This is a genomic window from Aeromonas sp. YN13HZO-058 (assembly GCF_001921245.1).
Classification (GTDB): Bacteria; Pseudomonadota; Gammaproteobacteria; order Enterobacterales; family Aeromonadaceae; genus Aeromonas; species Aeromonas allosaccharophila.
Genome location: NZ_MQSY01000009.1, coordinates 95,959 through 110,090 on the forward strand (window position 1 = coordinate 95,959; position 14,132 = coordinate 110,090).

At 61.2% G+C, this 14,132-nt stretch carries 10 protein-coding genes and 2 pseudogenes; 7 read left to right on the plus strand and 5 right to left on the minus strand.

Annotated features, from left to right (window positions below):
* Nucleotides 1–12 precede the first annotated feature (12 nt).
* Entirely contained in the window at nucleotides 13–618 is a 606-nt protein-coding gene (locus BSP75_RS01290) for a TetR/AcrR family transcriptional regulator (RefSeq protein WP_075111956.1), read from the minus strand.
* Between the two features lie 100 nt (nucleotides 619–718).
* Between BSP75_RS01290 and BSP75_RS01295 the strand changes: the two genes are divergently transcribed.
* Genes BSP75_RS01295 through BSP75_RS01305 form a run of 3 tightly spaced genes read left to right on the plus strand, consistent with a single transcriptional unit; the run spans nucleotide 719 to nucleotide 4,931 of the window.
* Nucleotides 719–2,164, plus strand: a complete 1,446-nt coding sequence (locus BSP75_RS01295) for an efflux transporter outer membrane subunit (protein WP_148140579.1) — start codon at nucleotides 719–721, stop codon at nucleotides 2,162–2,164.
* A gap of 23 nt (nucleotides 2,165–2,187) precedes the next feature.
* The gene (locus tag BSP75_RS01300) at nucleotides 2,188–3,393 is read left to right on the plus strand and encodes an HlyD family secretion protein (protein WP_075111957.1); all 1,206 of its coding nucleotides are present in this window, start codon (nucleotides 2,188–2,190) and stop codon (nucleotides 3,391–3,393) included.
* 11 nt (nucleotides 3,394–3,404) lie between these two features.
* Nucleotides 3,405–4,931, plus strand: a complete 1,527-nt coding sequence (locus BSP75_RS01305; RefSeq protein ID WP_075111958.1) for a DHA2 family efflux MFS transporter permease subunit — start codon at nucleotides 3,405–3,407, stop codon at nucleotides 4,929–4,931.
* Nucleotides 4,932–5,047: 116 nt separating this feature from the next.
* Here BSP75_RS01305 and BSP75_RS01310 read toward each other — a convergent pair whose 3' ends face one another.
* Nucleotides 5,048–5,953 (minus strand): LysR substrate-binding domain-containing protein, encoded by a 906-nt coding sequence (locus BSP75_RS01310; protein WP_075111959.1) that lies wholly within the window; start codon nucleotides 5,951–5,953, stop codon nucleotides 5,048–5,050.
* A 120-nt stretch (nucleotides 5,954–6,073) separates the two neighbouring features.
* Here BSP75_RS01310 and BSP75_RS01315 point away from each other — a divergent pair, with 120 nt between their 5' ends.
* Nucleotides 6,074–7,201 carry an S-(hydroxymethyl)glutathione dehydrogenase/class III alcohol dehydrogenase gene (locus BSP75_RS01315; RefSeq protein ID WP_075111960.1) on the plus strand — a complete coding sequence of 376 codons (1,128 nt, stop codon included), beginning with the start codon at nucleotides 6,074–6,076 and terminating at the stop codon, nucleotides 7,199–7,201.
* A gap of 48 nt (nucleotides 7,202–7,249) precedes the next feature.
* The gene (fghA, locus tag BSP75_RS01320) at nucleotides 7,250–8,086 is read left to right on the plus strand and encodes an S-formylglutathione hydrolase (protein WP_075111961.1); all 837 of its coding nucleotides are present in this window, start codon (nucleotides 7,250–7,252) and stop codon (nucleotides 8,084–8,086) included.
* A 57-nt stretch (nucleotides 8,087–8,143) separates the two neighbouring features.
* Here the strand turns inward: fghA and BSP75_RS01325 are convergent, their stop codons facing one another.
* Nucleotides 8,144–8,866, minus strand: coding sequence for a head GIN domain-containing protein (locus tag BSP75_RS01325; RefSeq protein WP_075111962.1), 723 nt, complete (start codon nucleotides 8,864–8,866; stop codon nucleotides 8,144–8,146).
* A 364-nt stretch (nucleotides 8,867–9,230) separates the two neighbouring features.
* Between BSP75_RS01325 and ovoA the strand changes: the two genes are divergently transcribed.
* Entirely contained in the window at nucleotides 9,231–11,381 is a 2,151-nt protein-coding gene (ovoA, locus tag BSP75_RS01330) for a 5-histidylcysteine sulfoxide synthase (RefSeq protein WP_075111963.1), read from the plus strand.
* Between the two features lie 79 nt (nucleotides 11,382–11,460).
* Here ovoA and BSP75_RS01335 read toward each other — a convergent pair whose 3' ends face one another.
* Both BSP75_RS01335 and BSP75_RS01340 read right to left on the minus strand, forming a co-directional pair.
* On the minus strand, nucleotides 11,461–12,411 hold the full coding sequence (locus tag BSP75_RS01335; RefSeq protein WP_075111964.1) for a bile acid:sodium symporter family protein: 951 nt from the start codon (nucleotides 12,409–12,411) through the stop codon (nucleotides 11,461–11,463).
* A 364-nt stretch (nucleotides 12,412–12,775) separates the two neighbouring features.
* Nucleotides 12,776–12,973, minus strand: a pseudogene (locus tag BSP75_RS01340) (substrate-binding domain-containing protein); the annotation flags it as partial.
* A 75-nt stretch (nucleotides 12,974–13,048) separates the two neighbouring features.
* Between BSP75_RS01340 and BSP75_RS01345 the strand changes: the two are divergent.
* A pseudogene (locus tag BSP75_RS01345) lies at nucleotides 13,049–14,020 on the plus strand (IS256-like element ISAs3 family transposase); the annotation flags it as partial.
* Nucleotides 14,021–14,132: the final 112 nt, after the last annotated feature.

Here is a 14,132-nt window from a genome sequence, read left to right on the forward strand (position 1 = left end):
CAGCCTTGCGACCTACCTCGGGCCGTAAGCCAGCATAAAGACGTTAATGGCGCGCTCCACGACCTCTGCCATCTCCTTATCATCCGGGCATGCTCTTGCTCCGAGCAGGAGAGGCTCGAGCATCTCGACTTCTAGCAAGCCTTTGAGGTGCATGGCTGCCGCCCAGCTGTTTTCGATGACACAGAGTTGGCCACTGCGAGATTGCTGTTCAATATATTGGCTGATGTATTGCCAGCCGCGTTGTGGCCCAAGGCGATAATATTCGCGGCCAATATTGGTACGGGCGGACTCATGGACAATCACCGCGCGCAGGCCAATGACGTCCGGATTGAGGATAAAACGCAGGTAGTGAAGGCCTAAACGGGTGATCTCTTCGCGCACCGGCTTGGCCGGATTCATCGACATGAACGCTTCCGCAATCCGCTGCCGACCAAACTCGTCTATCACTGCGGCAAACAGCTCTTCTTTCGAGCTGAAATAGTTATACAGCGTGGCCTTGGACCCACCGGTCCGGTTGGCGATCTCCGACATGGTGGTGTTTTCAAACCCAAGCTGGGTAAACGCTTCCCTGGCCACATCGAGGATCGCCTGTCGCCGTTCTTCGCTTTTAACTCTCATTGCAAACCTTCATTAATGAACTCATCAGTCTAGTTTTGCTTGACGAAGAGGCTTTGTCAAATTATAACTAAACCGTACAGTTCAGTTATCAGGAGTACATGTGTCATTCCTCTCTCGTGACGTTGCAGACAACCATTCGCAGGGTTGGCGAGTCTGTTGTTGGTCCCTGTTTGCCCTGCTCAGTGGTTGTGCCCATCAACCTGATCTGCCCAGCGAGGCCCTTGCCAGCGCCGATACCCTCGAGCACAGCAAGAGTTTGCTGGCAGCTCGTCAGGACAGCTGGCCTCAATCCAGCTGGTGGCAGCGTTACCATGATAATCAGCTCGATCAGCTGATCCGGGAGGCACTGCACCATGCGCCGTCTCTGGCCATCGCACAGGCCCGTCTGCACAGTGCCGAGGGGATGGCAAGACAAGCCGGAGCCAGTGAGATGCCGCAGCTCTCTGTGAGTGGTGATGTCACCCGGCAGCGGGTGAGTTACAACTACAGCTCACTGCCACCGCATGGCTGGAACACGTTTGGCAGCGGTATGGCGAACTTTAGTTATGAGTTCGACTTTTGGGGCAAGAACCGGGCCACGGTGGAAGCCGCGCGCTCGACGCTGGCTGCCAGCGAAGCGGAGCAGGCCGATGCCGAGCGGGTGCTGGTCAGTGCCCTGATGCAGTCCTATGTCGAGCTGGCCCGTTTGTACGCCAATCGCGACACAGCCGCAGAAGCGCTGAAGATCCGCAGTGAGACCGTCAGCCTGTTCCAGCAGCGTTACAGCAACGGTCTGGAAACCCTGGGGTCGGTGCGTCAGGTCGAGTCACTCAAGGCGAGTGCCGAGCAAGAGTTGCTGGGAGTGGAAGAGACCATAGTGCTGCAGAGCCATGCCATTGCCGCCCTGCTCGGTAAGGGGCCGGATCGCGGACTGGCTCTGCAGCGCCCGGCGCTGGCCATGACCTCGGTGTTTGGTTTGCCGGACAGCGCCGGTATCGACTTGCTGGGGCACAGACCGGATGTGACCGCTGCCCGCTGGCGTGTTGAAGCTGCCGCTCAGGAGGTTGGTGTCGCAGAAACCCTGTTCTACCCGAACGTCTCGCTGTCAGCCTTCTTTGGTAACCAGTCGATGGGGCTCGACAAGCTGCTCGAGTCCGGCTCGCAAACGGCGGGGGTCGGTGGAGCCCTCTATCTGCCGATCTTTACCGGCGGCAAGCTGGACGGTCAGCTGGACAGTGCCCGTGGTCGCTATCAAGAAGCCGTTGCGCAATATAACCAGACCCTGACCCAGGCCATGCAGCAGGTGGCCGATGCCGTCACCAGCCAGGATGCGCTCAAGGCACGGTTGATCCAGTCCCGGACTGCGGTGGATGCGGCCGAAGATGCCTACCGGATTGCCAATAACCGCTACAAGGGCGGGTTGTCTACCTACCTGGATGTGCTCAGTGCCGAGGCAGCCTTGCTGCAGAGCCGTCAGGTACTGGTCAACATGCAGGCCCGTGCTCTCTCCATTGATGTCTCGCTGGTCCACGCACTGGGTGCGGGTTACAGCGTTGCCCACTCTTGATAAAAGACAGGAAATTCAATTGTATGTCGCAACAAGTTCAACACTCCGACTCCGCTGCTGAGCAGACGTTTGATGCCCGTGAGGCCAATGCCCGGCGGCGTCGTGGCTTTATCGGGCTGGCTGCCGCCGTTGCGGTCGCGGCCGGTGGTTATGGCGCTTACTGGTATTTCGTCGGCTCGCATTATGTCTCGACCGACAACGCCTACACTGCGGTCGAGCTGGCCGAGGTCACTCCGGCAGTGGGCGGGATCATCAAGCGTATTCAGGTGGTCGATACCCAGCATGTCCGTAAGGGTGACCTGCTGGTCGAGATCGATGACACCGATGCACAATTGGCATTGGCACAGGCTGAGGCCGATCTGGCGCTGGCCAAGCGGCGGGTACACAGCTACCAGGCCAATGACGAAGGGCTGGCGGCGCAGGTGAAGGCGCGCGAGGCCGACCAACTGCGAGCCCAGGCGCAACTCCAGGCGGCTCAAGCCGACCTGGATCGGGCCAGGGTGGATTTTGACCGTCGTGCCGCCCTGCAGGCCTCCGGTTCGGTATCGGGCGAAGAGCTGACCAATGCCCGCAATGGATTGATTCAGGCCCAGGCCAATCTGAGCGCGGCGCGCGCCTCCTCGGCGCAAAGCGTGGCCAACGTACACTCGACCATCGGCTCGCAAAAGGCCAATGCGGCGCTGATCCGGGACACCACGGTGGATACCAACCCGGAAGTGCTGCTGGCCAAGGCCCGTCTTGAGCAGGCCAGGGTCGATCTGTCACGGACCCGCATTTTTGCCAACGTCGATGGAGTGATCGCCAAGCGTCAGGTACAGGTGGGTCAGCGCGTACAGATTGGCGCACCGTTGATGAGCGTGGTGCCCCTGCATACCGTGCACGTGGATGCCAACTTCAAGGAGGTGGAGCTGCGTAGCGTCAAGATCGGCCAGCCGGTCGAGATCACCGCTGACCTCTATGGCAACGAAGTGGTCTATCACGGCACGGTGAGCGGCTTCTCCGGTGGCACCGGCTCGGCGTTTGCCATGATCCCGGCCCAGAACGCCACCGGTAACTGGATTAAGGTGGTGCAGCGTTTGCCGGTTCGTATCGAGCTCGATCCCACCGAGCTTGCCCGTCGTCCGTTGCAGGTGGGGCTGTCGATGATCGCCACCATTGATACCCGTGCCGAGGCGCCCGGTCCGGCACTGGCCGAGCGTACCCACACCGATGACCGCAAGCAGGGCTGAGGAGATACGTGATGCAACATGTCGCTGAGCCGGCCCCGCTGCGCGGAGCACAACTGGCATTAGGCGCTGGCATCCTGGCGATGGCCAACTTCCTGGCGGTGCTCGACACCACCATCGCCAACGTGTCTGTCTCCAACATTGCCGGTAGTCTGGGCACCTCGACCAGCCAGGGCACCTACGTCATCACCTCTTATGCGGTAGCCGAGGCGATCTCGGTGCCGCTGACCGGCTGGTTGGCGTCGCGCTTTGGTCCGATCCGGGTGTTTGCTACCTGCTTTATCCTGTTTGGTCTGTTCTCGCTGCTGTGCGGCATGGCCACCAGCATGAACATGCTGGTGCTGTTTCGGGTCTTTCTCGGGTTGTGCGGGGGGCCGCTGATGCCACTGTCGCAGACCCTGATGATGCGCATTTTCCCCAAGGACAAGGCGCACGCGGCGATCGGGATCTGGAGCATGACCACGCTGGTCGCACCGATCATGGGGCCGATTCTGGGCGGGATCCTGTGTGACCAATACAGCTGGCCCTACATCTTCTATGTGAAGGCGCCGTTTGCCCTGCTGGCCGGAGTGATGTGCTGGAAGCTGTTGCGACCGTTCGAATCAAAGACCCTCAAGCTGCCTATCGACAAGGTGGGACTGGTGTTGCTGATCGTCTGGGTTGCGGCGCTGCAAATCATGCTCGATGAGGGCAAGGATCACGACTGGTTCGAATCGACCCGGATTGTGACCCTGGCGATCATCGCGGCCATCGGCTTTGTCGCCTTCCTGATTTGGGAGCTGACCGAACGCAATCCGGTGGTCGATTTGCGGGTGTTCCGTCATCGGGGCTATCGCACCAGTATGCTGACCCTGTCACTCGGTTTTGGTGCCTTTTTCGGCATCACGGTACTGACCCCGCTATGGCTGCAGATCTACATGGGCTATACCGCCACCATCGCCGGTTATTCGACGGCCATGATGGGGATTCTGGCGGTGTTCCTGGCGCCCTTGATTGCCAATCTGGCGACCAAGATCGATCCGCGGCCCATGGTGTTTATCGGTGTGCTCTGGCTGGGCGGTTGGACCCTCTACCGCAGCCACGCCAACATGGACATGACCTTCTGGCAGATAAGCTTCCCCATGTTCTTTCAGGGGATCGGCATGCCGCTGTTCTTTGTGCCGCTCACCGGCATTGCGCTGGGCAGCGTGCTCGCCCGTGAAATGGAGTCCGCCGCCGGTTTGATGAACTTTATCCGGACGCTCTCCGGCGCGGTGGCCACCTCCATGGTCAACACCGGCTGGGAGCGCGAGACCCGCTATGTGCGGGCCGAACTGGCCGGACTGACCGACCGCGCGGGCGACACCACCCAGGCGATGCAGATGGCAGGTGCCGGGGAGCAGAGCAAAGGTACCCTGGAGTGGCTGCTGCAAGGCCAAAGCGTGATGGTGGCCACCAACAAGATCTTCATGATTATTGCCGTGCTGTTTTTCGTGGCTGCGTTTGCCATCTGGCTGGCGCCCCGCCCGAAAACACAGGTAGACACTTCCGTAGTGCACTAGGTCCCTCAGCCCTGAGGAGACCACGCCTGAACAGGTCGTTCTGTTCAGGCTTTTTTTCATTTTTCGGCCATAGGGTTTGTCGCCAGCCGTCGGTGGATCAACGGGCGGGAAGCACCCTAGCCTCTCGGCATCACCAGTGCCGGTTGGTGAGGGTCGCTCAGCCGCTCGGCCAGATAGTCCACCAGCAGCCGCACCTTGGGGGATTGGTGGCGGTTGTGGGGGTAGAGCGCCCAGATCCCCTCGGCCGGGGCCCGCAGTTCGGGCAGCAGTTCGATCAGTTCGCCACGGGCCAGATGGTCGCTCACGTAGTAGTCCGGTAGCTGGATGATGCCGATCCCCTTGAGCGCCGCGTCCAGCAGGGCGTGGCCGCTGTTGCACTGCAACAGGCCGCGCACCCGCACGCTGTGAGGACGGCCATCCAGAGTGAAATGCCACTCGTCGCTGTTGCCCACCAGACTGGTGTGGCGGGTCAGCTCGGAGAGGCTGTTGGGCATGCCGTGGCGAGCGGTGTAAGCCGGTGAGGCGCAGACATAGGGCACCCGCTGCGCCAGCTTGCGCGCCACCAGTGTCGAATCCTTGAGATGGCCGAGCCGCAGCGCCAGATCGTAGCCTTCGTGCACCAGATCCAGCAGCTGGTTGGTGAGGTTAAGGGTCACCTCCAGCTGGGGGAAGCGCACCATGAAGTCGTTCACCAGCGGGGCGATGCGGCTCTCGCCGTAGGAGACGGGGGCCGTGATGCGCAGCGAGCCTTGCGGCACCGCCTGATGGCGCCCCACCGCCAGCTCCGCCTCGTAGAGGTTGTCGAGCAGCTGACGGCAGTGGCGATAGTAGATCTCGCCAAGCTCGGTGAGCCGCACCTGACGGGTGGTGCGCAGCAGCAGCTTGGCCTGCAGCCGATCCTCCAGTTGGGCCACCTGACGGCTGACTTGCGCCACCGACACCCCCAGCTTGCGCGCCGCCGGGGTAAAGCCCCCCTGCTCAGCTACGCTGACAAATTCACAGATCCCTTCCCAGCCGAACATTATTACCTGTGTGTAAAAGTGATTTGAGATTTGCCCTCATTATCACCAAATCGGCGGGAAACTACACTGAATGTCCGAACTCATCTCTGTTCACCCTGCTCAACAAGAAGGATGTCATTCATGGCACAGGTTCAAAGCATCAAGTGTAAAGCCGCCATCGCCTGGGGCCCGGGTCAGCCCCTCTCCATCGAAGAGGTGGAAGTCATGCCGCCGCAAGCGGGCGAGGTGCGGGTGCGCATCGTCGCCACCGGCGTCTGCCACACCGATGCCTTCACACTGTCTGGTGAGGATCCGGAAGGGGTCTTCCCCTGCATTCTCGGTCACGAGGGGGGCGGCATCGTCGAATCGGTCGGCGAAGGGGTCACCAGCGTCAAGGTGGGCGATCACGTGATCCCGCTCTACACCCCCGAGTGCGGCGAGTGCAAGTTCTGCAAATCCGGCAAGACCAACCTCTGCCAGAAGATCCGCGCCACTCAGGGCAAGGGTCTGATGCCGGACGGCACCACCCGCTTCTCGAAAGATGGCCAGCCCATCTATCACTACATGGGCACCTCCACCTTCAGCGAATACACGGTACTGCCGGAGATCTCCATCGCCAAGGTGGACCCGGCCGCCCCGCTGGAAGAGGTCTGCCTGCTCGGTTGCGGCGTCACCACCGGCATAGGCGCCGTGATGAACACCGCCAAGGTGAAGGAGGGTGAGAGCGTCGCCATCTTCGGTCTGGGCGGCATCGGCCTCTCCGCCGTGATCGGCGCCCGTCTGGCCAAGGCCGGTCGCATCATCGCCATCGATATCAACGAGAGCAAGTTCGAGCTGGCCCGCAAGCTGGGCGCCACCGACTGCATCAACCCGAACGATTACGACAAACCGATTCAGGAAGTGATCGTCGAGCTGACTGACGGCGGCGTCGACTTCTCCTTCGAGTGCATCGGCAACGTCAAGGTGATGCGTGCGGCGCTGGAGTGCTGCCACAAGGGTTGGGGCGAGTCGGTCATTATCGGCGTCGCCGGAGCGGGTCAGGAGATCAGCACCCGTCCATTCCAGCTGGTGACCGGCCGGGTCTGGCGCGGCAGCGCCTTCGGCGGGGTTCGCGGTCGCAGCGAACTGCCGAGCTATGTGCAGCGCTACATGCAGGGTGAATTCCGCCTCGATGACTTCATCACCCACACCATGCCATTGGAGCAGATCAACGAGGCGTTCGAACTGATGCACGAAGGCAAGAGCATCCGCACCGTCATCCACTACTGAGCTTGATCACCCCGCCCGCCTTCGTGGGCGGGGTGCAGGAGTCCTTCGATGAATCTGGAGATTATCAGCAGCAACAAGAGCTTCGGCGGCTGGCACAAGCGCTATCGCCACCGCGCCAGTGTGCTCGGCTGCGAGATGAATTTTGCCATCTATCTGCCGCCTCAGGCCCTCACCGGCCAGAAGGTGCCGGTGCTCTACTGGCTCAGCGGCCTCACCTGCACCGATGAGAACTTCATGCAGAAGGCGGGCGCCCAGAGCATCGCCGCCGAGCTCGGCATCGCGCTGGTGGCACCGGACACCAGCCCGCGCGGCGACGGCGTAGCGGACGATCCCAGTTATGACCTCGGCATGGGGGCAGGCTTTTACGTCAATGCCAGCCAGAGCCCCTGGCAGGCGCACTACCAGATGTATGACTACGTCACCCGCGAGTTGCCCGAACTCATCGAGACCCACTTCCCGGTCTCGACCCGGCGCGCCATCAGCGGCCACTCCATGGGCGGTCACGGGGCACTGATCGCCGCGCTGCGCGAGCCGGGTCGCTACCGCTCGGTCTCGGCGTTCAGCCCGATCTGCCACCCGAGCCGCTGCCCCTGGGGCCAGAAGGCGCTCGGGGCGTATCTCGGCAGCAATCCGCTGTTGTGGCAGGAGTGGGATGCCTGCCAACTGCTGCGCCACCAGCCGGTCACGCCGCTGCCGACCCTGGTGGATGTGGGGCTGGACGACCCCTTCCTCGCCGAGCAGCTGCATATCGATGCGCTGGCAGAGGTGGCCGCCAGCAAGGGGTGGCCGCTAGAACTCAACCGCCACGAGGGCTACGACCACAGCTACTACTTCGTGGCGAGCTTTATCGAGGCGCACCTGCGCTTTCACGCCCGCCATCTCTGATCAACACAGGCCCGTAACGGGCCTGTTTCAGTTGGGGGTTGTGGTGATCGGTTGGCATCAGCTGCCGACACGACTCACATCGCCGGAACCGGCGATCTCGCTACGCAGTCGGGGATCGCCCCAATAGCTGACCGACCCCGAGCCCGCGATGCCGACCTTGAGCAGATCCTGCGCCCGCACCTCCACATCTCCGCTGCCAGCGATATTGACCTCGACCTCCTGACCCTTGAGATTGCCCCCCTGAATATCACCCGACCCGGCGATGTTCAGCGTGAGAGCTTTGGCCGATCCCTCCCCCAGATCCAGACTGCCCGCACCGGCAATATTGCCTTCCAACCGGTTCATCTCCAGCCCGCTGGCTGTCAGGTCACCGACCCCGGCCACCGACAGCACCAGCGAATCCCCCTTGAAGCCGCTCAACTCGCCACTGGCAATGCCCGCCAGCGCCAATTCATGGAGCTCGGGCAGGGTGATGGTGAGCTCCAGCGGTTCGGTGGGGTCGAGCCGATAACCCTCCTTCACCTCGATCTCCAGCTTGTTGCCGCTCTCGGTCAGCTCCAGATAGGGCAGCAGGTTCTCCTGCCCCTTGATCAGGATGCCGCGCGGCTCGCCCGCCACCAGATAGAGGGTGGCAGGCACGCCTGCCAACACCCGGGTCACCCTCTCGCCCAACGGTTGCTGGCGCTCGATCACGGCGCCAGCACCGCTGATCCGGGTTTCGTCCAGCCAGTTGCAACCACTGAGCCCTGCCACCAGCATGACAACCATCATCCACTTCATCACCACTCTCCTCGTTATCTATTGGCCATCCGGGGCCAATTGGTTTTCATGCTTTGCAAAGCGTGCGCCAAAAGATCAACTGCATGATTCAAAAGGAAATAACTATTTCCCCCTGCACCAATCTCAGTATTTAGAGAGTCATTTAGACCATATGTTGGTGAAAATGACCATCCTCGAACGGATATGTTTATGGCTGATTGGCGGGTCGCCCTGCCGGTCACTATGCTGACAGCCCGTGGCAATTTTTGATTGCCGTACCGATCTGTTGAGCCAATAGTGGTACTTCGTGCGTACCAAGCTCTCTATTGCGGTAATGTCATTACCACTGTCTTGTCAGTCTTCACTGCCAACAAGGAGTCAGAGCATGACCCAAGCAAGCCCTCTCTATGCCACTGCCGTCGGTCTGCCGGAACCGACTCGCACCCCGTTGCTGATCGGCAACGATCCCGAGCAGAAACGGCGCGAGCTGCTTGGCTACTTCTGCCAGACCTTCGATCTCTACGACTCGCTATTCGACTGTCTGGCCGATGAGCGCGCCTGGTTCAACAAGGCGATCCCGCTGCGCCACCCGCTCATCTTCTACTACGGCCACACCGCAGCCTTCTTTATCAACAAGCTGCTGGCGGCGCGCCTGATCGACCAGCGGCTGGATGCCCGCATCGAGGCCATGGTCGCCATCGGGGTGGACGAGATGAGCTGGGACGATCTGGACGAGACCCACTACGACTGGCCCAAGGTCACCGAGCTGCGCAGCTATCGGGCCAAAGTCCGTACGCTGGTGTGCGACTTCATCCGCCAGATGCCGCTCACCCTGCCTATCGACTGGCAGAGCCCGGCCTGGGTGATCCTGATGGGGATAGAGCACGAGCGCATCCACCTCGAGACCTCCAGCGTGCTGATCCGCCAGTTGCCACTCGCCTGGGTGCGGCCGCAGCCTTATTGGCCCGCCTGTACCGAAGCCCGCCACCGCATTGACCAGGTGCCCGCCAACAGCCTGCTGCCGGTGGCCGGCGGCAAGGTGCGCCTTGGCAAGCAGGACGCCACCTACGGCTGGGACAACGAATATGGCGAGCGCCATATCGAGCTGGCCCCGTTTCAGGCCAGCCGCATGCTGGTGAGCAATGCCGAGTACCTCGCCTTCGTACAGGCGGGCGGCTACGACCAGCAACAGTGGTGGGATGAGGAGGGGTGGGGCTGGGGCCAGTATGCCAAGGCGCAGATGCCCACCTTCTGGGTGAGTGATCCTGCCGAGCCCGGGCAATTGCAGCTGCGGCTGATGACCGAACAGGTTGCCATGCCCTGGGACTGGCCGGTCGAGGTGAACCAGCTGGAGGCGGCCGCCTTCTGTCGCTGGAAGGCGGCCCGGACCGGCCTCCCCATCCAGCTGCCGAGCGAGGCGGAATGGATGCTGCTGCGCGAGCAGCTACCCGGCGATCAGCCGGACTGGACGGAGGCCCCCGGCAATATCAATCTGGCCCGTTTCGCCTCCTCCTGCCCGGTGGATGCCTGCCCGCAAGGGGAGTTCTTCGATCTGGTGGGCAATGTCTGGCAGTGGACCAGCACCGCCATCGATGGTTTCGACGGCTTTAAAATCCACCCGCTCTACGACGACTTCTCCACCCCCACCTTTGATGGCAAGCACACCCTGATCAAGGGCGGCAGCTGGATCAGCACGGGTAACGAAGCGCTCAAATCATCCCGTTACGCCTTCCGGCGTCACTTCTTCCAGCATGCGGGTTTCCGCTATCTGGTCTCCCGTTATCAGGAACCCGTTATCGTGAATCCCTATGAAACCGACACGCTGGTCGCTCAGTACCTCGACTTCCAGTACGGTCCGAGCCACTTCGGGGTAGCCAACTACGCCAAAACGCTTGCTGATCTTGCTGGCGAGCTTTGCAGCAACCACCAGCGGGCGCTGGATATCGGCTGCGCCACCGGCCGCGCCAGCTTCGAACTGGCCCGTCACTTCCAGCATGTGGACGGGGTCGACTACTCCGCCCGCTTCATCGATGTGGCGCTGGCCCTCGCCAGCCAGGACAGTTTCCGCTACGCCATTCCGCTGGAGGGGGAACTGGTGGAGTATTGCGAGGCGCGCCTGTCGAGTCACGGACTGGGGGCGAGTGAGGCTGAGCGCATCCACTTCAGTCAGGGGGATGCCTGCAACCTCAAGCCCAAATATGACCACTACGATCTGGTGCTCGCCTCCAATCTGATCGACCGGCTGCGAGAGCCCGCCCGCTTCCTGCGGGACATCGCCCCCCGGCTGCGCAGCGGCGGCCTGCTGATGCTCACCAGCCCCTACACCTGGCTGGCGGAATATACCCCACCCGCCAACTGGCTCGGCGGCATTCGCGAAAACGGCGAGGCGCTCACCACCTATCAGGCGCTGCAACGGCTGCTGGCGGCGGAGTTCGAGGAGCACTGCCCGCCGCGGGATGTGCCTTTCGTCATCCGCGAGACCGCCCGCAAATACCAGCACACGGTGGCGCAGCTGACCGTCTGGCGCAAACGCTAATCCGCCAGTCGGCATGCAGATGAGAAGAGGGAGGCCAACGGGCCTCCCTCTTGCTATGGCAGTCAAAACGGCGCGAGTATCAATGCCCCTGCTCATGATAGCGACGGGCCAGCACAGCGCAGACCATCAGCTGGATCTGGTGGAAGATCATCAGCGGCAGCACCATGACGCCGACGCTGGCGGCGGGGAACATGACGTTGGCCATCGGCACTCCGTTGGCGAGGCTCTTCTTGGAGCCGCAGAAGACGATGGTTATCTCGTCCGCCTTGTTGAAGCCGAGGCGACGGCTGATCCAGACGTTCCAGCAGAGCACCAACGCCAGCAAGACGCAGCTCAGCAGCACGATACTGGCCAGATCGTACCAACCTACTTGACGCCAAATCCCCTGCACCACCGCCTCGCTGAAGGCGACGTAGACCACCAGCAGGATGGAGCTCTGATCCAGCTTGCCGATCATCGGCCGGTGGCTGTCGACCCAGCGGCCGATCAGTGGCCGCGACAGATGGCCGACCACAAACGGCAACATCAGCTGCACCATGATGGCCTGAATGGAGTGCCAGGTATCGATCCCCTCCCCCTGCACATGGATCATCATCCCCACCAGCACCGGCGAGAGGAAGATACCGAGGATGCTGGAGGCCGAGGCGCTGCACACAGCCGCCGACACATTCCCCCCCGCCATCGAGGTAAAGGCGATTGCCGACTGCACGGTGGCAGGCAGGGCGCAGAGATAGAGGAAGCCGAGGTAGATGGCCGGACTCAGCCAGCTAGGCACCAGCGGCGTAAGCAGCAGCCCGAGCAGCGGGAACAGCACGAAGGTGCTGAGCATCACCACCAGATGGAGCCGCCAGTGGCCGAGGCCCGCCAGCAGGTTCTGGCGCGACAGTTTGGCGCCATGCATGAAGAAGAGCAGCGCCACCGCCAGCTTGGTCAGCAGACCAAACCAGACGGCCACCTGCCCCTCGCAAGGGAAGAGGGAGGCCAGGGTGACCACCGCAATCAGCACAACAGTAAAGGGATCCAGACGCACAGGGGGTCTCCATCAGAGCGCATCCTGCCTCCGTGGCGGAAGGTCAGGAGCGGGGAGGACAAGAAACACAACAGGAGGTGTCTGGCACCTCCCGCTGAAACGAACCCCCAGCTTACCGTGATAACCAGGAGGCGCAAGGTTGAGCAACGACCAGTGGATAGAGTGAAATTAAACATGCTAGGATCCCCCCAGTCCTGACAGGTACAGGACCAAAAGGTGGTCGCCCGGCACCTCCAGCTGAATATCCCCGCTCAGGATTGCGCCAAGGGTGGTATCAACCAGCACACCCGACCAATCATGGATAAAGATCCAGGCAGTCCCGTATCAGGATGAGGCGGCTGCAGGTAAGCAAGTTTTACTAAAACTACCGGGTGGTACCACGCAAGATTAGCCGGCTGGGCACCAATACTCGCTGTGGTACAGAGCGCTGATCTCGCAGCCGTTCGACCAGCAGATTGATCCCTTGTGAGCCCATCAACTCGGAGTGGATCCGCACAGTGGAGAGGGGCGGGAAAGTGAACTTGGCGGTGGGGATGTCATTGACGCTGATAAGTTCAATCTGGATCCTGTAAGTCCAATTGTGTAACCGCCCACGAATAAGTAACTTTTTCAAAAGGATACCTTCGTGGGTAAGCAAATGGACCAAGACACACTCAAAGCACTGGCCGCTGAGCTGGCCAAAGACATCAAATCTGAAAAAGATCTCGGCACCCTCACCCAACAGCTGATCAAGCTCACCGTCGAGACCGCGCTCAATGCCGAGATGGACGAGCATCTGGGCTACGAGAAACACGCCCCACAAGGCCGCGGGACCGGAAACAATCGCAATGGCTATTCCACCAAGCGCCTAAAAGGACAGCACGGAGAGGTCACCATCCAGGCGCCTCGTGACCGTAACTCGTCCTTCGAACCTCAATTTGTCCGCAAGGGCCAGTCCCGCCTGACCCAGATGGACGACCAGATCCTCGCCCTCTACGCCAAGGGCTTGAGCACGCGCGATATCGTGGACGCGTTCAAAGAGATGTATGACGCCGACATCTCGGCGGGGCTGGTATCGAAGGTGACCGAACGTGTCATCGAGCAGGTCCACGAATGGCAAAACCGGCCGCTGGATCCGCTCTATCCCATCGTTTATCTGGACTGCATTGTGCTGAAGATCCGCGCGAACCAGCGGGTGATCAACAAGTCGCTCTATCTGGCACTGGGTATCAATATGGAGGGTCACAAGGAGCTGTTGGGCCTGTGGCTGGCCGAGACCGAAGGGGCAAAGTTCTGGCTGTCGGTCCTGACCGAGCTGAAGAACCGCGGCCTGGAAGACATCCTGATTGCGTGTGTGGATGGTCTCAAGGGCTTCCCTGATGCCATTGCCGTGGAGTATCCCCAGACCAAGGTCCAACTGTGTATCGTCCACATGGTCCGCAACTCGTTGCGCTACGTCTCTTGGAAGGACTACAAGGCGGTGACGGCTGAACTGAAGCAGATCTACCAGTCTGCGACGGAACGTGAGGCTCAGCAGGCGCTGGCGGCCTTCGGCGAGCGCTGGGATAGCCAGTACCCGCAAATAGCGCGCTCCTGGCAGGGTAACTGGGATAATCTGATCACGCTGTTCGATTAGGCTCTGTCCCAATTACATGTTGAAAGGCTAATCTTGAAGTAGGCCATCACCTTGAGGTCTACCATCATGGATACCCCAGCCTTTCAACACCTCTTGTCTCTCTTTC